The following is a 24,737-nucleotide window of genomic DNA, read 5'->3' on the forward strand; positions in this document are numbered from 1 at the left end:
GCGTGATAGGCTACTCCGACGCTTCCGCCGCCGCCACCGCTTCCACTGCGATCTCCATCTCGACACCCTCGACCGCCCACTCCTTCCGGTGACCGTCTTCGACCGATCCGAACTCGTCGGCTCGGACTTCCTCGGCGATCAGATCCTCGTGGTCGGCCACGAGGTCGGCCACGCGGTCGTCGTCGATGTCGAGGTCGACGCGGATGCGCGCCTCCAGATCGAGATCGAGGTCCTTCCGCATCTCCTGGACCCGGCGGATCACCTCGCGGGCGTACCCCTCGCTCTCGATGTCCTCGGTCAGGCCGGCGTCGATGTAGACGACGCCCATTTCGTCGCCGTCCACGTCGAAGGCCACGCCCGTCACGTCGTCGGGCGTCTGCGTGACGAACTCGACCATCTCCTCGCTCAGGTCGACGGCCTCGCCCATCGCGTCCTCGACGGCCGCTTCCAGGGCCTGGACGGTCGGCTCGTCGACGCTGGCCTCGTTCATCGCGTTCATCACCCGGCCGGCCTCGTCGCCGAACTCCGGTCCCAGCAGGCTCATGTCGGCCTCGGCGGAGTAGGCGAGTTCGCCCCAGCTCTCGCCGGGCTCGATCAGTTCGAGGTCGCGGGCGTTCAGCCGCTCGGTCAGGAGGTCGCGCTGGCTCTCGACGGCCGCCCCGGTCTCCTCGTCGTCGGCCGCGACGACGACCCGCGTGATCGGCCAGCGGAGGCTCCGTTCGGCCTGCTGGCGAGCGTTCGAGCCCGCCTCTTCGACGGCCCGGGCGACCTCGACCTCGCTTTCGAGGGCGGGGTCCTTCCAGAACTCGTCGGGTTCGGGCCAGTCACGCATGTGGACGGTGTCGTGACCGGCGTCGCCCGTGAGGTTGCCGTAGATCTCCTCGGCCACGAAGGGCGCGAAGGGTGCGATCAGCGCGACCGTCTCTTCGAGGACGCGATAGAGCGTGGCGTAGGCGGCCTGCTTGGAGGCGCTATCGCCCTCGTCCCACATCCGTTCGCGGACGACCTGCACGTAGAACCGGGAGACGTCCTCGACGACGAACGAGAGCAGTTCGTCCAGCGCCTTGTCCTGCTCGAAGTCCTCGAAGTGCTCGGTCATGGTCTCCTCCACAGTTTGAAGCCGCGAGAGGACCCACTCGTCGACCAGTTCCGTCTCCGCGTCGGTCAGGTCCACAGTGGCAGGATCGAACTCGTCCATCCGCATGTACGGCAGCGGGAAGCGGAAGACGTTCCAGAGGATGTTGAGCCGGCGCTGCATCTCGGCCATCTCCTCCCAGGAGAACTTCATGTCGTCTGCCTGTCCGGTGACCGAGAGCAGGAACAGGCGCATCGGGTCCCGACCGTGGCGCTCGATGGCCTCGCCGGGTTCGACGATGTTCCCGATGGACTTGGACATCTTTCGCCCGTCGGAGTCCAGCGCCCAACCGTGCATCAGTACCTGATCGTAGGGGACCTCGCCGAGCGCGGCGGTGCCCATACCGAGTTGCGACCAGAACCAGCCCCGGGTCTGGTCGTGGGCTTCGACGATGAGGTCGGCGGGCCACAGTTCCTCGAAGTCGTCGTCCTGTTCGGGGTAGTTCAGCGTGCCCCACGTCGCGACCGAGGAGTCCAGCCACACGTCGAACACGTCGCCGACGCGGGTGTAAGTCCGGCCGTCCTCGGTGATCGTCAGGTCGTCGACGGTGCCCTTGTGCAGATCCACCGCGTCCGGGTCGATGTCCTGATCGACGCGGTCGGCGAGTTCCTCGCGCGTGCCGATCACGATGGCGTCGGCCATCTCGCCGCTCCACTCCCCGTCGTCGGGCGTCCAGATCGGGATCGGAATGCCCCAGTAGCGCTGGCGGGAGACGTTCCAGTCCGGCGAGTCTTCCACGAAGTCCCGGAATCGGTTGTCACGGGCGCTCTGGGGGTACCACTCGCTGTCCTCGATGTTGGAAAGCAGTTCGTCTTTGATGTCGGTGACCGTGATGAACCACTGGTCGGTGACGAGGCGAACAATATCGGTATCGCAGCGCCAGCACTGTCCCTCCCGGACGGAGTGTCCCTGTTCGCTCGACAGGAGGTGGCCCGCCGAATCGAGGTCGCCGATGATCTCGTCGTTGGCGTCCCGGACGAACTCGCCCTCGTACTCGCCGGCGGCGTCGGTGTAGACGCCGTCGTTGCCGACGGGACAGAAGATTTCGAGGTCGAGTTCCTGCCCGCGCTCGAAGTCCTCTTCACCGTGACCGGGCGCGGAGTGGACCAGTCCGGTGCGGTCGGCCTCCACGTAGTCGGCGGTGTAGACCTGCCCGGAGCCCTCGGCCTGGGCGTGGTCGGGCACCTGCTCGTCGAGGGGGTGGTCGTACGCCCAGCCGACCATCTCCTCGCCGGACAGTTCCGCCACGACCTCGTAGTCGTCGTAGCGGCCCGCTTTCAACACGTCCTCGACGCAGGCCTCGGCGACGTACAGGCGCTCGGTCTCGCCGTCCTTCTCGGCGTCGACGCCGACGTAGTCGAGGTCGCCGTCGACCGCGACGAAGGTGTTGGCGACGATTGTCCATGGCGTCGTCGTCCAGATGACGAGGCTCCCTTCCCGGTCTTCGAGTGGGAACTTCACGTAGATGGAGGGCTTGCCGACCTGGTGGTACTCGACCTCGTTGTTGGCGATCGCGGTCTCACACCGGGGACACTGGTTGATCGAGCGTTTCCCCTGCTCGACCAGCCCGCGCTCGTGGGCCTTCTCGAAGCCCCACCACGCCGCTTCCATGTACTCCGGGCGCACCGTCTTGTAGGGGTCGTCCCAGTCCATCCAGACGCCGAAGGACTTGAAGTCCTCCTGGAGGCCCTCGAGTTGCTCCTCGGCGAAGTCCTTGCACTCGTCGATGAAGTTCTGCTCGCCGAACTCCTCGATGTCTTTCTTGTTCTCGAAGCCGAGTTTCTCCTCGACTTTGGTCTCGATGGGGAGCCCGTGCATGTCGTAGCCCGGGCGGTCGGTCACGTCGTACCCCTGCATGCGGAGATAGCGGATGTAGCAGTCCTTGAGGGTCTTGTTCCAGGTCGTCCCCATGTGCGCCGACCCGGAGGTGTAGGGCGGCCCGTCGACGAAGAAGTAGGTCTCGCCGTCGGCCCGGTGTCGTTTGGTCTGTTCGTAGGCGTCGACCGCGTCCCAGTACTCGAAGACCTCGTCTTCGAGGTCGTGGGGCTCGTACTGGTCGTCCACCGGCTCGAACCTGCTCATGTGAATCCCATTCGGAGCCGGGACTAAAGGCAAATCGGTCCCGCGCCACGAGGGGGCGAGCCGAACCGTCCGTTTATCCGGAGCGAGCGGCAAGCGGACGGCGTGTTCGGAGCCGAGCGCGGCCAGTCGGAAGTTCTCGGTGAGGTGTTGCTGGTCGGCGTCGCCGTCGTCGTCGCGGCCGTCCTGTCGCTGGGGGCACTGGGATTCGGCGACGAGGTCGACGACCCAGCACCGACGATCGCCGAGTCCAGCGGCGACCTCGTCGCCGACGACGGCGGCTTCGGTAACCAGCGCGTCCGGCTCTACCACCAGGCGGGCGATCCCGTCCGGGTCGAAAACGTCGAGATCGCCGTCGACGCGTCCGACGCCTGCGGGAAACGCGGGCGGATCGTCGGCCTCCCGACGAACACCATCGACGCCGACGAGAACGTCGAGGGCGCGGACATCTTCGACGGTCGCACCGGCCAGGCGAGAGGCGCACTCCGCGAGGACGTGTACCGGGCGGGCGACGTGTTCGACTTCCGGCTGACCAGCGGTGCCTGCGAACTCGATCCCGGCGATCGGATCACGGTCCGAATCGTCCACACCCCCTCGGGCGCGGTGATCGTCGAAGAGCGACTGACCGCGAATTGAGCACGAACCGTCATCGTGGAGTACGACCGATCAGTATCACCGCCCGATGCCAACCGACCCCGAGGACCGGAACCCGCTCGCCGAGGACTGCCGGCGCTGTCCCGCGCTGGTCGAGGGCCGGGAGTGTATCTCGTGGGGCAACGGTCCGCTCGACGCCGATCTCGTCGTCGTGGGCGAAGCGCCGGGGTACGGTGATCCCGACGCCGACCGCTGGCGCGGCGGCAACTGGACCGGGATGGCCTACACGTCCCGCCACTCCGGCCGACGCATCAGGACGGTGCTCGCCGACGCCGGCTACGGACCGGATGAGTGTTACTTCACCAACGCCGTGAAGTGTTTCCCGGCAGCTCCCGAGGAGCCGACGACGAACAGGGAGCCGACGGAGCAAGAGCGGGCGAACTGCCGACCATATTTGCGCGAGGAGATCGAGACGGTCGCGCCGCGTGCCGTGGTCACGACCGGGAAACACGCCACCCGGTCGGTGCTCGCGATGGTCGACCGCGACTGCGAGGGGTTCCTCGACGCGGTGTTGTCGCCGGTCGACTGCCCCGACCTGTCGACGACGGTCCTGCCGCTCCTGCACCCCTCCTACCAGGACGTGTGGCTCTCGCGGCTCGAGTACACACGCGCGGAGTACGTCGACGCCATCGGGCAAGCGGTCGCGGAGTGGTGACCGAGAAACGGGAAACGAGATCCACAGTTGCGTTTATCACCGTCGGATGGAAAGCGGTCGTACGATGGCGGACGAATCCGCGGGCGCTTCGGCTCCCGTATCGGACCGGTGGGGGGATTCGAGCCTCGTCGGCACGCTGGCGAGGACGGCCGGCGTGGCCTGCTTCCGACTCGACGGCGACCGTCGGCTCCGGGCGGTCACGGACGGACTCCTCGACCTGACCGGCCACAGTCGCGGGGGTATCCTGGGTGAACGCGTCAGCGCACTGTTCGATCCGGCGGACGCTGCCCGGGTCGAGATCGGTCTCCGGCGGCTGGCGGCGAGCGACGAAGGAATCGAGTCGGTCGCGGTGACGGCCACCGCCGACGGGGAGACCACGCCCTGTACGCTCGGGCTCGGCCGGGCCGAGGGGGGCGTCGTCGGCGTGTTGCAGCCCCGGAGTGACCGGGGCGACGCGGACCACGCGCAGTTCCGGGAGATGGTCGACTACGTGGAAGACTACGCCATCTTCACGCTGGACACCGACGGAACCGTCGTCAGCTGGAACACCAGCGCGGAGCGGATCAAGAGGTACGCGGCCGAGGAGATCATCGGCGAGCGATTCGACGTGTTCTACACGGCGGAAGACCAGGCGGCCGGCGTGCCGGGGCGGAATCTCGCCGAGGCGGTCGGGAGCGGCCGGGCCGAGGACGAGGGGTGGCGCGTCCGGAAGGACGGGAGCCGGTTCTGGGCGAACGTCGTCATCACGCCGGTTCGTGACGACGACGGCGACCTCGACGGGTTCGTCAAGATCACACGGGACATGACCGAGCGCCGCGAGCACGCCCGCCAGCTCGAGCGCGAACGGAACCTGTTCGAGCGGGCCCTCGACGCCGCGCCGGTCGCCATCCTCGTCGTCGACGCCGACGGCGACGTGATCCGGACGAACATCCCCGAGGACGTGGAGCGAACCCCCCTCGAAAGCCCCACTGGGTACGACGTGTACACCGTCGACGGCGAGCCGATCCCGCCCGAGCAGCGGCCGTCCCGGACGGTCTTCGAGACCGGCGAGCCGGTGTACGACCGGGAGTTACGCGTCGAACTCCCCGAGCAGGGGCGGCTGTTCCTGTCGGTCACCGCGGTGCCGCTCACCGACAGCGAGGGGCACGTCGACCGGGCGGTCGTCACCGTCGAGGACGTGACCCGGCTGAAGTCACAGGCGCGACAGCTCGAACGCGAACGCGACGAGTTGCGGGCCGAACTCGACGACGTGTTCGCCCGGATCAGCGACGGGTTCTACGGACTCGACTCGGCGTTGCGGTTCTCGTTCGTCAACGAGCGCGCGGCCGAGCTCCTCGGGATAGCGGAACACGAGGTGCTGGGCAACGACATCCGGAGCGAACTCGACCCCACCGAGCGGTTCGAGGCGGCGCTGCAGGAGGCCCTCGACGAGCAGACGACGGTCACGATCGAGGACTACTACCCGCCGCTGGACGCCTGGTTCGAGAACACGATCTACCCCACCGAGAGTGGCCTCTCCGTGTACTTCCGGGACGTGACCGAGCGCAAGGAGCGCGAGCAGGCACTCGCCCGGTCGCGGCGGCGGTACCGGACGCTGGTCGAGCAGTTCCCCAACGGCGTCGTCACGCTGTTCGACGAGGAACTGCGCTTCCTGCTGGCGGGCGGCGAGGGGTTCGCGGACTACCCGTTCGACGCCGGCGACATCGAGGGCGAGCGGATCGACGAGCGCGTACCGACGGAACTGGCCGATCAGGTCGTCCCCCACTACGAGGCCGTCTTCGACGGCGAGGAGCGGTGTTTCGAGGTGGCGTTCGGCGACCAAACCCTCCAGTTTCACGCCGTTCCGGTCCGCGACGACGACGGTCAGGTCGTCGCCGGGATGGGGATGTCACAGGACGTGACCGACCAGCGTCGCCGGGAGCAGGAACTCGAGACGCGGGTCAGCCAGCAGGCCGTCGTCACGGAGTTGGGCCAGTACGCGCTCGCGGCCGAGGACCTCGACAGACTGTTCGAGCAGGCGGTCACGGCCATCTCGGGGACGCTCGAGGTCGACTACTGCAAGCTACTGGAACTGCAGTCCGACGGCGAGATGCACCTGCGGGCCGGCGTGGGGTGGCGCGACGGGCTCGTCGGTGAGGCGACCGTCGGCACCGACCGCGACTCGCAAGCCGGCTACACGCTCCTGTCCGAGGGGCCGGTCGTCGTCGAGGACCTGCGAACCGAACAGCGTTTTTCGGGCCCGGAACTGCTCACGAGCCACGGCGTGCGAAGCGGTGTGAGCGTCGTCGTCGGCACGCCCGAACGGCCGTGGGGCGTCCTCGGCACCCACGACACCGAGCCCGAGCAGTTCAGCGAGCAGGACGTGGCCTTCGTGCAAGCGGTCGCGAACATCCTCACGACCGCCATCGAGCGGGTCGCCCACGAGGAGAAACTCCGCCGCCAGCGCGAGCAACTGGCCGCGCTGAACAACCTCAACGCGGTCGGCCGGGACATCATCCGCGCCCTGCTCAGGCAGTCGACCCGCGAGGAGGTCGAGGCACTGGTCTGTGAACGACTGGCCGACTCCGACTCCTACGCCTTCGCCTGGGTCGGCGCGGTCGACGAGACCGAAGACGTGGTCGTCACCCGGGCCGAAGCCGGCGTGACGGACTATCTGAGCGACGTGACGATCCGGGTCGACGACAGCGAAGCGGCCCGGGGGCCGACCGGCCGGGCGTTCAGGACCGGCCAGTTGCAGGTGTGTCAGAACGTCCAGACCGACCCCGACTACGCGCAGTGGCGCGAGCGGGCCAGGGCGTACGGCTACCGTGCGTCGGCGGCGGTCCCGATCAGCTACGAGAACACCGTCTACGGCGTGTTGAACGTCTACACCGAGCGGGCCAACGCCTTCGACACCGAGGAGCGGGCCGTGCTGGGCGGCCTCGGCGACGTGATGGGCCACACGATCAACGCCATCGAGCGCCAGCGGCTCCTGATGAGCGACGAGGTCACCGAGGTCGAGTTCCGTATCCGGAACCTGTTCGAGACTCTCGGATTCGAGGGGGAGCCGACCGGCACCGTCACCGTCGCGAAGACCATCCCGACCGGTGGGGACACGTACCTGGCCTACGGGAGTGCCGACGAGGCGGCCCAGGCGTGGCTCGACGACCTCGTCGATCTGGTCCCGCACTGGCAGGACCTGACCTACGTCGGGACGGTCGGAGACGACCGGCGGTTCGAGGTCCACCTCGACGATCCGCCGGTCCTGTCGCTGTTGGGCGCCCACGGCGGCCGCGTCGAGACCGCGCGGGTCACCGACGGCGACTACCACATGACGGTCGAACTGCCACCCGACGCGTCCGTCCGGGCGGTCGTCGACGGCGTCCAGCGGATCTACCCGGAGGCCGAGATGCTCGTCCAGCGCCGGACGACCCTCGACAGCCGCGACGGCGGCCACCGGGGGCTCGACCTCGACGCGATCCTGACCGACCGGCAACTGGCCGCGGTGGAGGCGTCCTACTACGCGGGCTTTTTCGAGTGGCCCCGCGAGAGTACCGGCGAGGAGGTCGCCGACGCGCTCGGGATCTCCCCGCCGACCTTCCACCAGCACCTCCGCGCCGCCGAGGGGCGTATCCTGACGGCGTTGCTCGGCGACGACGGAGCCACGGCGGACTGAGCCGCCGGTTTCGGACCCGGCGGCGCGGGGCTCTCCAAACCGTTTAGGCACGCGGCTTTTCCCCCGGTGTGCGGACGTCCCCAACGTGATGCGCCGTGAGACGACCGCTCGATCCGGCCCGTTCTCGGACCGCCACAGACACGTCCTCGCCGCGGTCGCGGACCGGGACGCCTGCACCGTCGACGAACTCGCGGCGGCGCTCGCCGACCGGCTCGACGACGGCCGCGACGCCGCCGTCACACGCCAGGAGGTCGCCCTGGTACACACCCACCTCCCCAGACTCGACAGCGCCGGGCTGATCGAGTTCGACCGCGAGCGCGGCACCGTTCGGGCACGTTCGGACACCCCCGAAGCGGTCGATCGGTGGTACAGCGACCACGGCGGCGGCACGGACCGCTCGACGGGCGAGCCGACGGGACGCGACCGATCGGCGACACCGGACCAGTGGCGGGACCGCCGGCGGACGCTCCGCTCGGTCCTGGCGGGGTGTGAATCGGGCGACCGGATCCCGCTGGCCGTCCTCGCAGTCGCCGTCGCCGTCAGCGAGGGTGAGGACGGGGCCACCGACCTCGCGTCCGTCCGCTCGACGCTGCACCACGTCCATCTCCCGAAACTCGACGCCAGCGGCGTCCTCGACTACGACCCCGAGGCGAGGACTGCGACCTGCCGGTCGGACGAATCCGAGGGCACGGCGCACCTGCGCGAGGTGACACACGACGGCGACAGCCCTGAGACGGCGGAGCGACAGCGGCCCGACGACGACGCGGTCTGGACCGTCGCCGGCCGAACGGACGTTCGGGAGCGCCAGCGGGCGCTGTTCGACCACGCCGACGAGTCGCTCGCCCTCGTGGTCGCGACTCCCGAGATGGTGACCGCGGACTGTCTCACGCACCTGCGGGAGGCGATCGACCGCGGCGTGGCCGTGACCGTCGCCGCGACGGACGACCGCACGGCCCAGTCCGTCGAGAGCGCGCTGTCCGGAATCTCGGTCCGGGCCGCCGACGGCGAGCGACTGGGGCCGCTCCCCGGAACGCACGGCCGACTCGGCCGGGTCGTCCTCGCGGACCGGCGGGCGGCGCTGGTGGGGTCCCGGGACGGCGACGAGCGGGCGGTCACCGTCGATGGCACGGGCCACGACCTCGTGACGGCGCTCCGCGACGTGGTCGGAGTGAGTGACACGGCCGACAGTTCACGCCGGCGGCCGGAAGCACTCCCCTGAGAGCGAGACCGTCGATGACCGGGGCACTATTATTCCTGCTGTGAGAACGTGTCGGCAATGACGGCAGTGGTCGAGGCGTTCCGGAGCGTCGTCGGAACGAACCCGGTCGTCATGGGGCTGGTCGGGGGACTGGTCATCGCCGGTCTCAACCTGCTCGGGGCCTCTCTCGTGTTCGTCTGGAAGAACCCGAGCCAGCGGGGCCTCGACGGGGCGCTGGGCTTCGCCGCCGGCGTGATGCTCGCGGCCGCGTTCACGAGCCTCATCGTCCCCGGTATCGAGGAGTACGCTGGCGGCGATCCGGTGCCCGTCCTCGTCGGCCTCGCGCTGGGCGTCCTCTTTCTCGATCAGGCCGACAGACTGGTGCCCCACGCCCACTACCTGCTGACTGGCGAGCGCCGGACCGACGCCGCCGACCCCGGCGAGTCCGTCCCCGGCGTCGACGACGAGCGACTGGCCCCGGTCGTCCTGTTCATCCTCGCGATCACGCTCCACAACATGCCCGAGGGGCTGGCCGTCGGCGTTGGCTTCGGCGCGGTGGCACAGGCCACCGACCCCGCGGCGGCGGAGGCGGCGCTCGCCCAGGCCATCTCGCTCATGCTCGCCATCGGCATCCAGAACGTCCCGGAGGGGCTGGCGGTGTCGGTCGCGGCGATCAACGCCGGGCTGGATCGGCGGTTCTACGCGGTCGTCGCCGGCCTCCGGTCGGGCATCGTCGAACTCCCACTGGTCCTGCTGGGCGTGCTGGCCGTGGCGCTCGTCGAACCCCTGCTCCCCTACGCCATGGGCTTCGCCGCCGGCGCGATGCTGTTCGTCATCTCCGACGAGATCGTCCCCGAGACCCACGTCCGTGGGAACGAACGGATCGCCACCCTCGGCACCATGCTCGGCGTCGTCGTCATGCTGTATCTGGACGTGTCGCTGGGCTAACCCGCCGCCGGCGCGGCCGAAATCGACCGTCGATTCGGCCAGTGAAACTATGTTCAAGTTGTCCATAGTTTCTCGAAATGGTGTCACGTGCAGTCGCGCTGAAGGCCGGCGGTGTCGTCGCGGCGGTTCTCGTCCTCGGTGTCGTGGCAGTCGGTGTGCTGGCGGCCACCGGTGCCTTCGCCGCGCCGACGGTCGAATCGACCAGCTACGACTGGGGTGCGGTCACCGACGGGACCACGGAGATCGTCACGAGCGTCACCGTCGACAACCCCAATCCCGTCGGCGTGCCGGGCGTCGTGGACGTGGCCTACACGGCACGGCTGAACGACGTGACGCTGGCCCGCGGGGAACGGTCCGGCGTCGGGTTCGGTCCCGGGACGAACACGGTCACCCTCACGGCGGCGATGGAGAACCGGAAGATCGCCGACTGGTGGGTGACCCACGTCAACGGCGACGAGCAGTCGAAGCTGACCGTCGACGCGACCGTGAACGCGCCCGGATTCTCCCGCGAGATTCCCGCTAAGTCCTCGACCGTCGAGACGGACATCCTCGGCGGGTTCACGACCGAGGGAGCCCAGCAGGTCGCGTTCCAGGGCGATCCGCTCCTGACGTTGCGGAACCAGCGGGCCAGCTGGGGCGAGGCGACCGCGGAGACGACGCCGCTCTCGTTTTCGGCCGACGTGGAGAACGTCCACGACTACGCGGTCACCCTCGACGGCGTGGCGTACGTCGTCGAGATGAACGGCGTCGAACTCGGTCGCGGCCAGCGCGAGGCGGGGCTGAACGTCGCACCCGGCGAGGCCGGGTCCATCGACGTGACCGTCGCGCTGGACTCGCCGAAGATGGCCGACTGGTGGCGCGAACACGTCACCGACGACGAGGTGAGCGACCTCTCGGTCCGGATGTACGGCTACGTCGTCCGGGACGGCGAACGCCAGCGCGTCCCCATGCGCGTGTTCGACCGCACCCTGCGCCTGGAGACGGACATGCTCGGCGGCGGCGGAACGAGCGTCGAACCGGTCGAGACGCCCCAGCAGGAGGGTGACTTCGAGCCGCCGTCGGTCACCGACACCGACCAGCGGTGGGGCGCGGTCACCGACGCCACCACCGAGATCGAGACCGACGCCAGCCTCGACACGCCCGACGATCCGGGGCTGGCCGCCCTCCTCTCGCTGGACGTGACCCAGACGACGACGATCAACGGGGTTCAGATCGCCGAGGGCTCGACCGCCCTCGACACCGTCGAACCCGGCAGTGACACGCTCTCGCTGACCAGCCTGAAGGACAACGGCGAGGTGCCCGAGTGGTGGGCCCGCCACCTCAACGACGGCGAGCGCTCGCAGGTGGTGACGACGCCCACCGCGACCGCCGACGTGGGCGCGACCAAGTTCGACGCCGACCTCGGGACCCGCGAGAGCACCGTCAGGACCGACCTGCTCGCCGGCATGAACGGTGACCGCGACGAGGCGGTGCAGGTGCAGGGCCGGACCGCGCTGGTCGTCACCGGCGTCAGTTCCGAGTGGAACCGGGCCACCGCCGACACGGCGCCGATACAGACGCGCACGTCGGTCCGCAACGAACTCGCGACCCCGGTCACGGTGGCGGCCATCGACTACACCGTAACGACCAACGGCGTCACGCTGGCCGACCGGAGTGCCCGCGTCGGACAGGTGGTCGACCCCGAATCGAGCGACACGGTCACCGCGCGCCTCGTGCTGGACAACTCGAAGATGGACCGCTGGTGGGTGCGCCACGTCCGCAACGGCGAGCAGTCGACCTTCGACGTGGACGTGACCGCCACCGTCTCCGTCCTCGGCCAGCGCGAGCGCGTCGCCCTGGACTCGCTGGGCCAGGAGGCGACCATCGAGACCGACGTACTGAACGCCAGCGAGGGGTAGCCCCCACGGCACCGGGCCAGCGGAGCGAAACTGGCATACGAGTGAGCGCTCACTCACGGCTATGGGAGAGGAGTCCGTTCCGTCAGACACGAAGGCAGCGGTCGCGGGTGCGGTCAGGCAGGCGCTCGCCGAACACGGCTACGCGCGGCTCACGACGGCCAAGATCGCCGCCGAGAGCGAGTTGAGCGAGGCCGGTCTGTACTACCACTACGACTCGAAAGACGAGATGGTCGTCGCGTTTCTGGAGACGGCGGCCGGGTTCCTGCGCCGCGAACTCGACGCACTCGACGCCGAGGACCCGGAGACGCGGCTCCGGCAGGCCTGTGACCACCTCTTCACCGACCGCGCCGACACCGAACGCCGCGGCGTCGACGTCGCCGTCATGGAGTTGCTCGCCCACGCCCCTCACAACGAGACGCTACAGGAGCCACTGCTCGCGCTCGAAGGCGACACGATCGACGCGTTGACCGAGATCCTCGAAGACGGGGTCACGGACGGCACCTTCGACGAGAGCGTCGACCCGCGGGCCACTGCCGCCTTCCTCGTCGCCGCGGCCGACGGCGCGACCGGCTTCTACCTCTCGCTGGGGATGGACGTCGGCGAGTCGCTCCCCGACGCCGTCGGCCGCTACGTCGACTCCCTGCTGGCCACGGCGGACTGAGCGCTGGAGCCGACGATCCAGTCGGTCCGACGATTGGTTAGTGAGTGTTCACTCAGTAGATTTATTATCGTGTCGCCGAGAGTCTCACCGAGATGCCACCCAGGGCAGTCCCGAGTACGGCGCCCGAGAGCAGTTCCCTCGGCCGCGGATGCACGCAGGACCGATGACACTCGCCGAAACTGCCACCCTCGGCTCGCACATCGTCGCCGGTTTCCTCGCGCTGTGCGCCGGGCTCGGAGCCCTACTGACCGAGAACGGTGGCCAGCGCCACCGACAGTTCGGGCGGGTCTACGTCGGCGCGATGGCGTTCGTCTCCGGATCGGCGCTCCTGCTGTTCGCTCTCGCACCCACTCAGAACCGGCAGTTCCTCGCGCTGATCGCCGTGTTCAGCTTCTACTTCGTCTTCTCGGGGTATCGGGTCCTCTCGCGCAAGCGACCCGCCGACGACCCGGTGCTCGTGGACTGGGTCGCCGTGGGCCTGCTCTGTGTCGCCGGACTGGGTCTGCTCGTGATGGGCGGGCTGGGACTCCGTGGTGGGTCGAGCTTCGGCACCGTCCTCGTCGTGTTCGGCGGGATCAGCGTCGGATTCGGCGTCCGGGACGTGGGGCTGTTCCGAACCGACGCAGCCGAGCCCCGCGCCTGGTTCTACGAGCACCTGACGCGGATGGGAGCGGGCTACATCGCCACCGTCACCGCGTTCTCGACGGTGAACTTCGTCTTTCTCCCCACGGTGGCCCGCTGGCTGTGGCCGACGCTGCTTGGCACGCCAGTCATCTTCCTGGCCGTCCAGCGGTACGAGAACCAGTTCGGGACGGCAGACGGGTGAGTACTGGGCTGTTGTACCGGGCGCGCGTCACCGGCGCGCGCTCGGCTTTTTTTCCAAGTTTTTGCGCAGGGGGTCGCCGCTGGCGATCCCCCTGACGGAGAGAGTGGGCCTCTTAGACCCGCTCGATTATGGTCGCGACGCCCTGGCCGAATCCGATGCACATGGTCGACAGTGCGTAGTCCTGCCCGGTCCGCTGGAGTTCGTGGGCGAGTTTCGTCAGGAGTGCACCGCCGGTCGCACCCAGCGGGTGGCCGTGGGCGATCGCCCCGCCGTTGACGTTGGTGTCCTCCCAGGACGCCCCGGTCTCTTCGAGCCAGGCGGCGACGACGGCGGCGAACGCCTCGTTGACCTCGAAGATATCGATCTCCTCGACGCTCATGTCCGCCTTCTCCAGCACCTGCTCGGTCGCCGGGATCGGTCCCTTCAGCATCGTGATCGGGTCGACACCGACGACCTCCGTGGCGACGATGCGGGCCATCGGGTCCCAGTCGTGTTCCTCGACGGCGTCCTCGCTGGCGACCAGCAGACCTGCCGAGCCGTCGACGATGCCCGAGGAGTTCCCGGCGTGGTGGACGCCGTTGCCCTCCTGGCGGAAGGAGAGCGGGAGGCCGGAGAGCGTCTCCACGTCGGTCTCGGGGCGGGGGTGTTCGTCCTGCTCGACGGTGACGGTCTCGCCGTCGAGTTCCGTCTCGACGGGCGTGATCTGATCGTCGTAGTGGCCGGCTTCCCAGGCCTCGCCCCAGCGTTGCTGGGAGTCGGCGGCGAGTTCGTCGAGTTCCTGCCGGCTGAAGCCGTACTCCTCGGCGATTCGCTCTGCGCCCTCACCCTGCGTGGTCACTTCGTCGAACTCCTCGAAGTAGGTCTCGGTGACGCTGTTGCCGTCCGAGCCCATCGGCACGCGGGTCATGTGTTCGACGCCGCCCGCGACCAGCACGTCGTGTTGCCCGGCCATGACGTTCGTCGCGGCGAAGTTGACCGCCTGCTGGCCCGAGCCACACATCCGGTTCAACTGGACGCCGGGCACCCGGTCGCCCCAGCCCGCGACCATCGGCGCGAGGCGGGCGATGTTGAGCCCCTGTTCGTCGACCGGCGTGACACAGCCGTAGATCACGTCCTCGACGGTCTCCTCGCCGTCGAAGTCGTTGCGCTCGGCCAGCGCTGTCAGCGGTTCCGCCGCCTGGTCCTGCGGATGTGTGTCCCGGAACGAGCCGTTCTGCTTGCCGAAAGGCGTTCGCACCGCGTCGACGATGAGTGCGTCCCTCATGTGACACTCGTTACCGGATCGAGACCGATAGGTGTTTCTCCCGTCTTGTGAGGTCACTCCACCGTAACGGACCCGTCCTCGTCCAGACGAACCTCGTGGTCTTCGACCGAGAAGGAGACGGACGTCCGGTCATCGTCCTCGGCGAGCGCGACGATCTCGTCGGCGGAGACGTACGCGGAGAGGTGGTCCAGATCGTCGGGTTCGAGGTCCGTCTCGGCGAGGACGGCGTCGACGATCAACTGGCCGACCGGCACAGGGCCTCGCCCGCGGTCACCTGTGACGTTGACGTAGATGGTGGCGAACGACCCCTCGACCACGTCGATGGCGACGGGATCGGCGGCCGCCTCGGGCTCGGCGGCCACGTCGTCGCCCCAGATGTTCGTGACCACGTCCTCGCGTGACGTCCTGTCCTCGGCCGCGGTGACGGCGTCGTCCACGTCCTCGGCGGTGGCCTCCTCGTCGGGCGTGACCGGCTCGACCGCGTCGGTCGTCTCCGCCGCGTCCGCGCTGGCCGGCGGTCCGCCCAGCGTCTCCGGGAGCGTGAGGTCCTCGTACTCGCTGGCCACGTCGGTGAGCCGGGTGCGAGCGGACTCGCCCATCACGTCGACGTAGGACCGCACCAGCTCGTCCAGGACCTGCCGGTCGTCGGCTGCGACGTTCTCGACCGCGCCGTCGTCGGTGATCGAGAGCCCCTCGACCGAGCGGGCGATGTCGACGGCGCGCTTGCCGATCATCGTCCGCTGGGTCTCGATCAGCCGCTCGGCGAGGCGTTCGTAGCTCGTCATCTCAGGCCGCGCTGTGGCCGCTCATCGTCTCCCAGAGCATGTAGAAGCCCGCGAGCAAGAGCGCCGTCGTCACGAGATATACGGTACTCTCGATACTCTCGCCGGGGCTCTGCAGGTTCAGTATCTTGACCGCGCCGTCGAGCAGTCGCCAGACCGCGAAGACGATGACACCACCCCCGGCGACGTAGAGCGCTTTGCCGATCTCACCGCCGTAGGCCCGAGCGGCCTGGACGACGAACCCGACCGCACCGATCGAGAGCATCACCTGTGCGATGAGGCTCGTCGCGTACCAGAAGCCGGGGCCGCCCGACCCTGCGCCCCCGCTCTGTGCCAGTGCGGGCGTCGTGAACGCGACACTTGCGATCCAGAGCACTCCGAATCCGAGGGCGGCCGTCCGTGCCGGGCGGCCAGCTATGCGAGTCATTCTCGTGCAGTTTTCAGACGAATTGCTATTAACTGTTTGCCCCGGCACGGTGAACACGACTGCGGACGGAAACACGGCTCTCCAGCCCCGTGTGGCGGACCGAAAGCTTATTTCCGCCAGTTCGGCTAGAAACGAACACGACACCGACGCCGCGGTCCGCGCTGGTGGGGCGGGCCCGGCGACGCGGTGGGGTCCACGGACATGGCAACGGACGCGTACGACACGGGTGGGGTACCCGACGGACAGCAGTCGCACAGTGGCTACGTCGAACGGATCGTGCTGGCGGCCAGTCGCCACGAACGGTGGCTGTGGGCACTGGTCGCCGTCACCTTGCTGGCCGACGTCGCGCTGACACACCTCGGACTCCTGCGTGGCCTGACCGAGGGCAACCCGGTCGTCCGGGCGGCCGTCGCCGACGCCGGCATCGGGATGCTGGGCGCGCTGAAGGTCGGGGCCGTCGGGTTCGGACTGACGGCCTGGCTCGCGATGCCCGACCGCGAGCGCGCGGTCGTCCCGCTGGGGCTCGCGCTCCCGTGGCTCGGCGCGTCGGTGATCAACGCCACCCTGCTGTTCGGATAGCCCGCCTCGCGTACGCTTTTTGAGGCCGGCGGTCGAACACCCAGGCGATGTCAGACGACTGTATCTTCTGTCAGATCGTCGCGGGGGAGATTCCGAGCCACACCGTCTACGAGGACGACCACGTGTTCGCGTTCCTCGACGTGAACCCGCTCGCGCCGGGCCACACGCTGGTCATCCCGAGGGACCACCACGAACGGCTGAACGACCTGCCCGACGACACCGCGGACGCACTGTACGCCGCCATCCACGACCTCGTGCCGGCCGCCGAGGCCGCCGTCGACGCCCCGGCCAGCAACGTCGGGTTCAACAACGGCGAGGAGAGTGGCCAGGAAGTGCCCCACGTCCACGGCCACGTGGTCCCGCGTTTCGCCGACGACGGCGGGAGCCCCATCCACGCGGTCGGCGGCGCGGCACCGGACCTCGACGACGACGAGATGGCCGACATCGCCGAGGACATCGCGGCCGCGCAGGACTAGCGAGGTCGTCGGTCTCGATCCGAGCGAGTCCACGAGCGTGCCCGTAGGTTTTTATCGGAAGACAGGAGCAGGCCCGTCCGTGACCAGCGGATCGACGCTCGCGCTGGCCGGCGTGGTCGGCGGTGCGGGCACGACGCGGACGACCGTGGAGTTCGGCGCGACCCTCGCGCGGGCCGGCCGGGACGTGGCCCTGCTGGACGCCGCCTTCGCCACGCAGGGGCTGGCAGCCCACGTCCCCGGCCGCATCGACCCGGACCTGACCGCCCTCTGTACCGGTTCGGGGGAGCTAGCCGACGGCCTCGCCGACCTCGCTCTCGACGTGCCGGGTCGGCTGGCCGCCTGTCCCGCTCGCGCGCCCTTCGAGCCCCTGGCCCGGGCGAAGACCCCCGAGGCGGCCCGGCGGTTCGAAGAGTTGCTCGGTACGGCGGCCGGGCGATTCGATCACGTCCTCGTGGATACGCCCCCAGTTGCGGCCAACCAGGCCGTCGCGGCGGTCACCAGCGCCGACCGCGTGGCGCTGGTCGCCCCCGCCAGCGAGCGCGGGCTGGACCGGCTCCCGACGATGCGGGACCGCCTCCACGACCTCGGCGCGCCGGTCGACGCCGTGATCGCGACCCGCGCTGCGGGTGCCGTCGAGCCCGCCGACGCCACCATCCCCGAGAGCGACGTGCGGACGGTCGCGGACCTGCCCGTCTGTGCCGACCCCGACACCGAGTTCGCGCCCGCGGTCGCAGTCGCCGTAGAGCGGGTGCTGGGCACCGATCTGGAACTGGACTTCCCGGAGGAGGGACTGCTGTAGGCCGGAACCGCCAAGCCACGGGCGGCCCAACGGCCACCATGGCACACGAGCCCTGTGACGGCTGTGGGGAGCGCGTCGAGGTAGCGGGTGGCATCGCGGACATCTGGTCGTTCGGCGGCGACCGCGCCGCGGGGCTGGCGCTGGAACTCGCCGACGGCTCGGAGTGGTTGCTCTGTTCGGAGTGCATCGACCGGTTGCCCGACGACCGCGACGCGACGGCCGACGACGTGGAAGAACTCTAGGCGTCCGGCCCTTCGTACGCCGACAGCGTCGCGGACACGTCGCTGTCTGCCGACTCCCAGACCAGCGAAATCTCCGCGTCGCTGGCGACGCCGAGGCGAGCCTGATCGCCCGCGACGACGGCGGCGTCGCCGTCGACGTTCCCGGAGGCGAACGCGGCCGGCCACTGCCCACCGCTCTCGGTCACGTCCAGTTCGCCGGCCACCGTCTCGGGAGTCGATCCGGCACCGACGAACCCGTCCCCGCGGAAGACGAGTTCGCTCGCCCTGACCGAATCCCCGCCGTCGTGGGAGACGGTCGTGATGCCCACCCCGTCGCCGCGGCGCTCGTAGTCCCACGAGAACGACACCTGTGGCGGGCGGTCGCCCCTGCCGCCCGGACCACCCGCGGCCCCGTACCGGGGGCCGAGTCGGCTGACCGAGCCGGTGTCGGCCGTGCCGTCGACGACGGCGGTCCGGCCGGCCGCGCTGACCGACGGCGAGGAGAGCGGGTCGAACACGGCCCGTTCGGCTACCAGGCTCTCGACCGCCGCGGTGTCGACCGCCGACTGGCTCTCGAACACGAACGCACCGGTGAACGACGCGGTAGTCCCGTCGAGCCGCCAGCGGAAGCCGTCGGCGACCACGCCGTCGAGGAACGCGGCCTCCTCGTGGGTCCGGCCGCCGGCGACGGCTCCCGAGCCAAGTCGGGACAGGAGCGTCCGGCAGTCGGGGTTCGCGTCGGTGTAGCGGTCGGCCGTCCCCTGCTTGGCGTCGATTATCGCTTCGATCTTTTCGCGGGCGTCGCCGAGCGTCCCGGCCCGGATCGCCGTGTCCGACGAGACGGCGGCGGTTCCGCCCGGTCCGCCCGTGTAGAACGTGTAGCCGTGGTACGTCTCGCCCTCGGCGTAGCCGGTCGCCGCGAGGAACGAGCGGAACGCGTCGGCGTCGACGTCGCCAGTCAGCACCATCCCGCCGCCGATCAGGTACAGCCCGGAGAGATCGGACAGCGTGATCCCGTCCAGTTGTTCCGTCGCGCCCGTCAGCCCGCCGAACGCGCTCCCTTCCACGGCCGACTCGTGCTCGAAGATCGCGCTGGGATCGGCCGCGGTGAACTCGTAGTGGTCGGTGCCCATCGCGGCCGGCGCGGGCAGCCAGTCGGCGAAGGCAGGGAGCGATCCGCCACCGCCGCCACCGTCGTCGCCGTCGTCGTCACTGTCGTCGGTCGGCGTGTCGGTGCCGTCACTCTGCAGACAGCCGCCGAGGCCCACTGTGAGGCCGCCGGCGAGGAGGGTGCCGCCCGTCCGGAGGACGCGACGGCGCGGGGCATCGTGCATAGTATTTGACGTGAACGTGAGCGGAGACTTAATTCCACCGGGTAGGTCGAGCCGAACGACTTTAGCCTCCGCAGGTATCCATCAGGTGACGTGAAGCCCGCCCGGATCGAGACGGAGTTCCCCGCGCCCGCCTACCGTGGGAATCAGGAGCAGGCGCTCGCGGACATCCGCGCCGCGTTCGAGGCCGGCAACGACGTGGTGCTGGTGCGCGCCCCGACCGGGAGCGGCAAGTCCCTGCTCGCCCGAGCCATCGCGGGGTCGGCCCGCACCGCCGGGGAAGCCGAGGCCAACGAGCCCATCGGTGCGTACTACACCACGCCCCAGGTCTCCCAGCTCGACGACGTGGCCTCGGACGACCTGCTCGAAGACTTGGAGATCATCCGCGGGAAGAACAACTACTCGTGTATCCTGCCGGGCGAGACCGATACCCCTGTGGATCAGGCTCCCTGCAACCGCGAGCGGATGTTCGACTGCCAGGTCAAACACCGCTGTCCGTACTTCTCGGACCGCTCCATCGCCGCCAACCGCCCCATCGCGGCGATGACGCTGGCCTACTTCATGCAGACCGCCGGCTCCGACGTGTTCGGCCAGCGCGACGTGGTCGTCGTCGACGAGGCTCACGGGCTGGCCGAGTGGGCCGAGATGTACGCGACCATCGACCTCTCGCCCCGCAGAGTACCAGTCTGGAACGACGTGCACCCTCCCGAGATCGACGGGCCCGACGACGCCGAGGGGTACGCCGAGAAGGTCACGCGGATCGCCTCGCGTCGCCAGGAGGAGTTGCGCGGCAACGCCGAACTCGACCCCGACGAGGTGGCCGAGCGCGACCGACTCACCGAACTCGTCTCGGAACTCCAGTGGTTCCTCGAGGACTACCGGAATCCCGACAGCGCCACGACGTGGGTCGTCGACCAGCCCGACGGCGCGGGGACGGCCGTGACGATCAAGCCGATGAACCCCGAGCGCTACCTCAAGCACACGGTCTGGGACCGCGGTCAGAAGTTCGCCCTGCTGTCGGCGACCATCCTCAGCAAAGACGCCTTCTGTGCCGGTGCGGGACTCGACCCCTCGCGGGTGGCGCTCGTGGAGGTCGACCACACCTTCCCCGTCGAGAACCGGCCGCTGTACGACGTGACACAGGGGAAGATGACCTACGAGAAACGGGATCGGACCCTCCCGCGCATGGCGGAGGTGCTGGTGCGAATCATGCAGGCCCACCCGTCGGAGAAGGGGCTGGTCCACTGCCACTCCTACGGGATCCAGGAGCGGCTGGTCGACCTGTTGCGCGAGTACGGCGTCGACGAGCGGATTCGGGTCCACGACCGCGAGAACCGCGACGCCGTCCTCTCGACGTGGAAGCGAAGCGACGGCAACGAGGTCTTCTGCTCGGTCAAGATGGAGGAGGCGCTGGACCTGGAGGGCGACCTGGCGCGCTGGCAACTACTCTGTAAGGCACCCTACCCCAACACGCGGGACTCGCGGGTGGCCCAGCGACTCGAAGACGGCCAGTGGGGCTGGTACTACCGGGCGGCGCTGCGAACGGTCATCCAGGCCTGTGGCCGCGTGGTCCGGGCCCCGGACGACCACGGGGCGACGTATCTGGGCGATTCCTCCCTGCTCGACCTCTTCGAGCGCGCTCGCACGGACATGCCCGACTGGTTCGCCGAACAGGTCGACCGGATGTCGAAACCCGACCTGCCGGCGCTCGATTCGGGCGCGGCCGTCGGCGAGACGAGCTCCCGGAGTCGGTCGCGGTCACGCTCGCGTCGCTCGACGACCCGTGACTCCGACGGCTCCCACCCCCTGTCGGACGTCTGGGACAGCTAGAAGAACGACACCGTCGCGTACGCGATCGGTGAGCCGATCATCAGGATCACGAAGATGATCGCGATGATCTGTTTTCGATCCATACCCGGTCGTTCGTGACCACAGGAATTAGAGTTTTCGCACTCGCAGGTCACTCGACCCGCGCGTCCACGACGACGTGGGCGACGCCCTCGCTGTACCCCTTGACTTTGCGTCGGTCGAGGATTTCGACCGCACGACCGCGCTCGGCGGCGGCCTCGGTCAAGCGCTCGACGGGCCGGTCGTACACCAGCGACTCGGGCGTGGCCTCGTGCATGTGGACGACGCCACCGGGTTCGAGGGCGTCCAGTGCGGCGTCGAGGTACTCGTGGGCCTCGTAGTAGCCCATCACCACCCGGTCGGCCTCGACACCTTCGGCCACGTCCCGGCAGTCCGCCCGGTAGAGGTCGACCCGCTCGTGAACCTCGTTGAGTTTGGCGTTCTCCAGCAGGTAGCGGAAGGAGGCGGGGTTGATCTCGGCCGCGGTGACCCGTGCGCCGGCCCGGGCCATCGGGAGCGTGAAGTAGCCGACGCCGGCGAACATGTCGAAGACCCGCTCGGGTCCCTCGTTCCGTTCGTCGCCACGCACTACGTCGCCCATCCGCTTGCGCTCGGCCTTGTTCCCGGGCGAGAACATGACTTCCGCGAGGTCGAGCGCGTACTTCGTCCCGTGTTCGGTGTGGATCGTCTCGGTGTCGCCCGCACCGGCGATCACTTCCACGTCGGGTTCGCGCTGGGTGCCGTCGATCCCGTGACGCGCCAGCACGGTGTCGGCGTTTGCGTGCAGGTCCAGCAGTGCTTCCCCCACCTCCCCGGTCCGGGGGGCGTCTCCGACGTCCACGAGGACGACGGTGCCGATGACGGCCCACGACCCCGGCGCTCGCTCGCGTTCGGCCTCGGTCCAGCCCCGCTCGCGGAGGTGATCGTCCAGGTTCCGCAGGCGTGGCTCGGCCTCCTGCCGGACGATCTCCCGGACCGCCGTCTGCTCGGGCGGGGCCGTCACCGGGAGCGCGACGGCGTCCTCGCCGAACGGCCTGATACTGCGGTCGTCGTCGTAGATCCCTTCCTCGCGGAGCGCGTCGGCCGCGGTCTCGGCGCGACCCCTCGCGACGACCGCGGCGAGAGGGTCGGCGTCTCCCGTCATGCGTCCTCGGTTCCGTCCCCGTCGGCGGGTTCGTCCTCACCCTCGGGCAGGACGTGCAGGCCGGCGCGACTCTTGATGACGGGCACGGTGTCGGCGTCGGGGTCGAGGTAGTCCGGCCGGGCGACCGTCTTCGCCTCGTAGGTCTCGGGGTCCAGTACCTGCACGGCGTTTTCGTCCTCGACGGCGACCAGCGTCGTCTCGTCGGCCTCCTCGCGGGTGCCAAGCCGCCGGGCCTCCGGGGCGTTCTCGTCCTCGAAACTGGCCTCGAAGGCCTCGCCGGTCGTGACGCGTCGCCCCTTCAGGTTGCCCTGCACGCTCCGGACGAGGACGGGACCGTCGTCGTCGTCGGGATCGATCACTTCACCGGGGCGGTACCGGGGCAGGCGGATGGCGTAGGTCACCCGGTAGACCTCGTTGCCGTCGCTGTCCTCGGTCACGAGCGTCTCGTTGGACGTGTAGGCGCCCCCGAGCTGGCGGACGATCCGCTCGGCGATGCCGCCACCCATCTGCGTGGTCGAGATCTTCATGTCGAGACCGCCCTCGACGTGGCTGACCTCGGTGATGTAGGCGTTGCGGTCGCCTTTCTCCTCGCGGTCGGCGATGTACTCCTCTGCGATGCGCTCGGCCTGCTCGAGTTCCCCGTCGCTGGGGTCGCGCTCGTCGGCTCGCACCTGCACGATGGCGGCGTAGGAGCCACCGGCGATGCGGCCACAGCGCTTGCAGGTCTCGCGGGAAATCTTCACCGGGACCAGCACGTCCTCGACGATTGGCGAATCCCGGACGATCCCCGAGAACCGGCAGTGCATCTTGATCGTCGTCGCGTCGACCTGTTCGGGCGCGACCTCCCAGTCGACGGCCTCGGCCTCCATGTGGACCGCCAGGGCCTCGCTGACCTCCTCGACGGCCACGTCGACGTAGTCGTCGGCCCCCACGTCCACCCAGCGGTTCCCCCGGTGGACCGCGCCACACTGGGCACAGACCCGGATCTCGATGCGATCCGGGGCGTCCACGAGGTCGAACTCCTCGAAGTAACAGTCGTTACAGAGCACGCGATCGGGGTCTCTGGGTTCGCCGGGGCGGGGTTCCGGCCGCTCCGGGATGGTCTCCCCGCAGCGCGGACAGAACTCGCGTGACTCGCTCATTGGCCCCTGGTACTCGATTCGACCGGTTAAGCCTCGCGCTCTCGGTCGCACCGTCACCTGGGCTACCCCTGGCCACGCGGTGTTTAATTGCGCTCGGCACGTACTCCTTCCATGGAGTGGCAGACAGACTGGGGACTCCGGGGCCGCATGGTGCTGACCATGCTCTTGCTCGGCGGTCTCTACGTCCTGTTCATCGGCGTCCTCTCGCTGTACTTCCAGGGCATCCTGCCGATACTGCTCGTGATGGGCGGATTCATGCTCGCACAGTTTTTCTTCAGCGACAAGCTGGCGCTCCGGAGTATGGGCGCGAGCGAGGTCGAGGAGTCGGAGTACCCCGACCTCTACCGGTCGGTCCGGCGGCTCTCCCAGCAGGCGGACCTGCCGATGCCGACGGTGGCCGTCGCCGAGTCGAGCGTGCCCAACGCCTTCGCGACCGGCCGATCCCAGCAGAACGCCACGGTCTGCGTGACGACCGGTCTGCTGGCGACGCTCGACGCGGACGAACTCGACGGCGTGCTGGCCCACGAACTCGCCCACATCAAGAACCGGGACGTGGCGGTGATGACGATCGCATCCTTCCTCTCGACCATCGCCTTCCTGATCGTCCGGTGGGGGTGGCTGTTCGGCGGGCGTGACCGCCGCGGCGGTGGCGTCGTCGTCGCCATCCTGATCTCGCTGGTCGTGTGGGTCGTCTCGTTCCTGTTGATCCGCGCCCTCTCGCGGTATCGGGAGTTCGCGGCCGACCGCGGTGGCGCGCTCATCACGGGCAACCCCGCCGCGCTGGCCTCGGCACTGGCGACCATCGACGGCCGGATGGACCGGGTTCCGAAGGAAGACCTGCGCGAACAGGCGGAGATGAACGCTTTCTTCGTGATCCCGATCAGCCGGGGGTTCATCGGGCGACTCGCCCGGACCCACCCCGGGACCGAGCGCCGGATCGAGCGGCTGCAGGACCTCGAACGCGAACTGGCGGGGCGGTGAACGGGGCGGAGCACCCGGTGACGCGTTCCGCGGT

The 24,737-nt window shown here is 69.2% G+C and carries 21 protein-coding genes; 14 read left to right on the forward strand and 7 right to left on the reverse strand.

All coding sequences use genetic code 11. From position 1 onward, the window contains the following. Nucleotides 1-10: 10 nt before the first annotated feature. Entirely contained in the window at nucleotides 11-3,217 is a 3,207-nt protein-coding gene (gene ileS / locus EAF64_RS06310; protein WP_129068134.1) for an isoleucine--tRNA ligase, read from the reverse strand. 102 nt (nucleotides 3,218-3,319) lie between these two features. Between ileS and EAF64_RS06315 the strand changes: the two genes are divergently transcribed. From EAF64_RS06315 to EAF64_RS06350, 8 genes are all read left to right on the forward strand, one after another. Then, nucleotides 3,320-3,850 (forward strand): type IV pilin, encoded by a 531-nt coding sequence (locus EAF64_RS06315; protein ID WP_129068135.1) that lies wholly within the window; start codon nucleotides 3,320-3,322, stop codon nucleotides 3,848-3,850. Nucleotides 3,851-3,896: 46 nt separating this feature from the next. Beyond that, nucleotides 3,897-4,523: a uracil-DNA glycosylase gene (locus tag EAF64_RS06320; RefSeq protein ID WP_129068136.1), complete on the forward strand. Its 627-nt coding sequence runs from the start codon at nucleotides 3,897-3,899 to the stop codon at nucleotides 4,521-4,523. A 64-nt stretch (nucleotides 4,524-4,587) separates the two neighbouring features. Then, nucleotides 4,588-8,178 (forward strand): PAS domain-containing protein, encoded by a 3,591-nt coding sequence (locus tag EAF64_RS06325; RefSeq protein ID WP_193767597.1) that lies wholly within the window; start codon nucleotides 4,588-4,590, stop codon nucleotides 8,176-8,178. Between the two features lie 88 nt (nucleotides 8,179-8,266). Continuing rightward, nucleotides 8,267-9,397 (forward strand): DUF7344 domain-containing protein, encoded by a 1,131-nt coding sequence (locus EAF64_RS06330; RefSeq protein WP_129068138.1) that lies wholly within the window; start codon nucleotides 8,267-8,269, stop codon nucleotides 9,395-9,397. Between the two features lie 57 nt (nucleotides 9,398-9,454). Then, the gene (locus EAF64_RS06335) at nucleotides 9,455-10,324 is read left to right on the forward strand and encodes a ZIP family metal transporter (RefSeq protein WP_129068139.1); all 870 of its coding nucleotides are present in this window, start codon (nucleotides 9,455-9,457) and stop codon (nucleotides 10,322-10,324) included. Nucleotides 10,325-10,404: 80 nt separating this feature from the next. Continuing rightward, on the forward strand, nucleotides 10,405-12,222 hold the full coding sequence (locus EAF64_RS06340) for an LEA type 2 family protein (RefSeq protein WP_193767598.1): 1,818 nt from the start codon (nucleotides 10,405-10,407) through the stop codon (nucleotides 12,220-12,222). Nucleotides 12,223-12,283: 61 nt separating this feature from the next. Further along, entirely contained in the window at nucleotides 12,284-12,883 is a 600-nt protein-coding gene (locus EAF64_RS06345; RefSeq protein WP_129068141.1) for a TetR/AcrR family transcriptional regulator, read from the forward strand. A 163-nt stretch (nucleotides 12,884-13,046) separates the two neighbouring features. Further along, nucleotides 13,047-13,709 (forward strand): DUF2306 domain-containing protein, encoded by a 663-nt coding sequence (locus EAF64_RS06350; RefSeq protein WP_129068142.1) that lies wholly within the window; start codon nucleotides 13,047-13,049, stop codon nucleotides 13,707-13,709. A 112-nt stretch (nucleotides 13,710-13,821) separates the two neighbouring features. On the opposite strand, the gene EAF64_RS06355 is transcribed toward EAF64_RS06350, so the two are convergent. From EAF64_RS06355 to EAF64_RS06365, 3 genes are read right to left on the reverse strand one after another with little or no spacing between them, the layout of a single operon-like run. Further along, nucleotides 13,822-14,973 (reverse strand): thiolase family protein, encoded by a 1,152-nt coding sequence (locus EAF64_RS06355; protein ID WP_129068143.1) that lies wholly within the window; start codon nucleotides 14,971-14,973, stop codon nucleotides 13,822-13,824. Nucleotides 14,974-15,026: 53 nt separating this feature from the next. Then, nucleotides 15,027-15,758 carry a HalOD1 output domain-containing protein gene (locus tag EAF64_RS21325; protein WP_227738896.1) on the reverse strand — a complete coding sequence of 244 codons (732 nt, stop codon included), beginning with the start codon at nucleotides 15,756-15,758 and terminating at the stop codon, nucleotides 15,027-15,029. Between the two features lies 1 nt (nucleotide 15,759). Continuing rightward, nucleotides 15,760-16,182: a hypothetical protein gene (locus EAF64_RS06365; protein ID WP_129068144.1), complete on the reverse strand. Its 423-nt coding sequence runs from the start codon at nucleotides 16,180-16,182 to the stop codon at nucleotides 15,760-15,762. Nucleotides 16,183-16,383: 201 nt separating this feature from the next. Between EAF64_RS06365 and EAF64_RS06370 the strand changes: the two genes are divergently transcribed. From EAF64_RS06370 to EAF64_RS06385, 4 genes are all read left to right on the forward strand, one after another. Beyond that, on the forward strand, nucleotides 16,384-16,761 hold the full coding sequence (locus EAF64_RS06370) for a DUF5658 family protein (RefSeq protein WP_227738897.1): 378 nt from the start codon (nucleotides 16,384-16,386) through the stop codon (nucleotides 16,759-16,761). A 47-nt stretch (nucleotides 16,762-16,808) separates the two neighbouring features. Then, complete coding sequence (locus EAF64_RS06375) at nucleotides 16,809-17,237, forward strand: HIT family protein (RefSeq protein ID WP_129068145.1); 429 nt, start codon at nucleotides 16,809-16,811, stop codon at nucleotides 17,235-17,237. 79 nt (nucleotides 17,238-17,316) lie between these two features. Further along, nucleotides 17,317-18,036 carry a MinD/ParA family ATP-binding protein gene (locus EAF64_RS06380; RefSeq protein WP_129068146.1) on the forward strand — a complete coding sequence of 240 codons (720 nt, stop codon included), beginning with the start codon at nucleotides 17,317-17,319 and terminating at the stop codon, nucleotides 18,034-18,036. A gap of 38 nt (nucleotides 18,037-18,074) precedes the next feature. After that, nucleotides 18,075-18,278: a DUF7561 family protein gene (locus tag EAF64_RS06385; protein ID WP_129068147.1), complete on the forward strand. Its 204-nt coding sequence runs from the start codon at nucleotides 18,075-18,077 to the stop codon at nucleotides 18,276-18,278. Here the strand turns inward: EAF64_RS06385 and EAF64_RS06390 are convergent. Then, nucleotides 18,275-19,591 carry a hypothetical protein gene (locus EAF64_RS06390; protein ID WP_129068148.1) on the reverse strand — a complete coding sequence of 439 codons (1,317 nt, stop codon included), beginning with the start codon at nucleotides 19,589-19,591 and terminating at the stop codon, nucleotides 18,275-18,277. The two genes, EAF64_RS06385 and EAF64_RS06390, sit on opposite strands and share 4 nt — an antisense overlap. A gap of 90 nt (nucleotides 19,592-19,681) precedes the next feature. Here EAF64_RS06390 and EAF64_RS06395 point away from each other — a divergent pair, with 90 nt between their 5' ends. After that, nucleotides 19,682-21,418 (forward strand): ATP-dependent DNA helicase, encoded by a 1,737-nt coding sequence (locus EAF64_RS06395; protein WP_129068149.1) that lies wholly within the window; start codon nucleotides 19,682-19,684, stop codon nucleotides 21,416-21,418. A gap of 130 nt (nucleotides 21,419-21,548) precedes the next feature. Here EAF64_RS06395 and EAF64_RS06400 read toward each other — a convergent pair whose 3' ends face one another. Both EAF64_RS06400 and EAF64_RS06405 read right to left on the reverse strand, forming a co-directional pair. Continuing rightward, nucleotides 21,549-22,580 (reverse strand): class I SAM-dependent methyltransferase, encoded by a 1,032-nt coding sequence (locus EAF64_RS06400; protein ID WP_129068150.1) that lies wholly within the window; start codon nucleotides 22,578-22,580, stop codon nucleotides 21,549-21,551. Further along, on the reverse strand, nucleotides 22,577-23,722 hold the full coding sequence (locus EAF64_RS06405; protein WP_129068151.1) for a 60S ribosomal export protein NMD3: 1,146 nt from the start codon (nucleotides 23,720-23,722) through the stop codon (nucleotides 22,577-22,579). Before EAF64_RS06405 ends, EAF64_RS06400 begins: the two co-directional genes overlap by 4 nt. 111 nt (nucleotides 23,723-23,833) lie before the next feature. Here EAF64_RS06405 and htpX point away from each other — a divergent pair, with 111 nt between their 5' ends. Beyond that, a complete protein-coding gene (gene htpX, locus EAF64_RS06410) occupies nucleotides 23,834-24,703 on the forward strand; it encodes a zinc metalloprotease HtpX (protein ID WP_129068152.1) in 870 nt (289 codons plus the stop codon). Nucleotides 24,704-24,737 lie beyond the last annotated feature (34 nt).

Origin of the sequence: Halorientalis pallida, assembly GCF_004118325.1 — an archaeon.
In the GTDB taxonomy this organism is placed as follows: Archaea; Halobacteriota; Halobacteria; order Halobacteriales; family Haloarculaceae; genus Halorientalis; species Halorientalis pallida.

Excerpts from the sequence above, each read along its gene's own strand:
- ileS (WP_129068134.1), bottom strand. The coding sequence starts at position 3,217 with ATGAGCAGGTTCGAGCCGGTGGACGACCAGTACGAGCCCCACGACCTC.
- EAF64_RS06320 (WP_129068136.1), top strand. The coding sequence starts at position 3,897 with ATGCCAACCGACCCCGAGGACCGGAACCCGCTCGCCGAGGACTGCCGG.
- EAF64_RS06325 (WP_193767597.1), top strand. The coding sequence starts at position 4,588 with ATGGCGGACGAATCCGCGGGCGCTTCGGCTCCCGTATCGGACCGGTGG.
- EAF64_RS06330 (WP_129068138.1), top strand. The coding sequence starts at position 8,267 with ATGCGCCGTGAGACGACCGCTCGATCCGGCCCGTTCTCGGACCGCCAC.
- EAF64_RS06335 (WP_129068139.1), top strand. The coding sequence starts at position 9,455 with ATGACGGCAGTGGTCGAGGCGTTCCGGAGCGTCGTCGGAACGAACCCG.
- EAF64_RS06345 (WP_129068141.1), top strand. The coding sequence starts at position 12,284 with ATGGGAGAGGAGTCCGTTCCGTCAGACACGAAGGCAGCGGTCGCGGGT.
- EAF64_RS06350 (WP_129068142.1), top strand. The coding sequence starts at position 13,047 with ATGACACTCGCCGAAACTGCCACCCTCGGCTCGCACATCGTCGCCGGT.
- EAF64_RS06355 (WP_129068143.1), bottom strand. The coding sequence starts at position 14,973 with ATGAGGGACGCACTCATCGTCGACGCGGTGCGAACGCCTTTCGGCAAG.
- EAF64_RS21325 (WP_227738896.1), bottom strand. The coding sequence starts at position 15,758 with ATGACGAGCTACGAACGCCTCGCCGAGCGGCTGATCGAGACCCAGCGG.
- EAF64_RS06365 (WP_129068144.1), bottom strand. The coding sequence starts at position 16,182 with ATGACTCGCATAGCTGGCCGCCCGGCACGGACGGCCGCCCTCGGATTC.
- EAF64_RS06370 (WP_227738897.1), top strand. The coding sequence starts at position 16,384 with ATGGCAACGGACGCGTACGACACGGGTGGGGTACCCGACGGACAGCAG.
- EAF64_RS06375 (WP_129068145.1), top strand. The coding sequence starts at position 16,809 with ATGTCAGACGACTGTATCTTCTGTCAGATCGTCGCGGGGGAGATTCCG.
- EAF64_RS06385 (WP_129068147.1), top strand. The coding sequence starts at position 18,075 with ATGGCACACGAGCCCTGTGACGGCTGTGGGGAGCGCGTCGAGGTAGCG.
- EAF64_RS06390 (WP_129068148.1), bottom strand. The coding sequence starts at position 19,591 with ATGCACGATGCCCCGCGCCGTCGCGTCCTCCGGACGGGCGGCACCCTC.
- EAF64_RS06400 (WP_129068150.1), bottom strand. The coding sequence starts at position 22,580 with ATGACGGGAGACGCCGACCCTCTCGCCGCGGTCGTCGCGAGGGGTCGC.
- EAF64_RS06405 (WP_129068151.1), bottom strand. The coding sequence starts at position 23,722 with ATGAGCGAGTCACGCGAGTTCTGTCCGCGCTGCGGGGAGACCATCCCG.
- htpX (WP_129068152.1), top strand. The coding sequence starts at position 23,834 with ATGGAGTGGCAGACAGACTGGGGACTCCGGGGCCGCATGGTGCTGACC.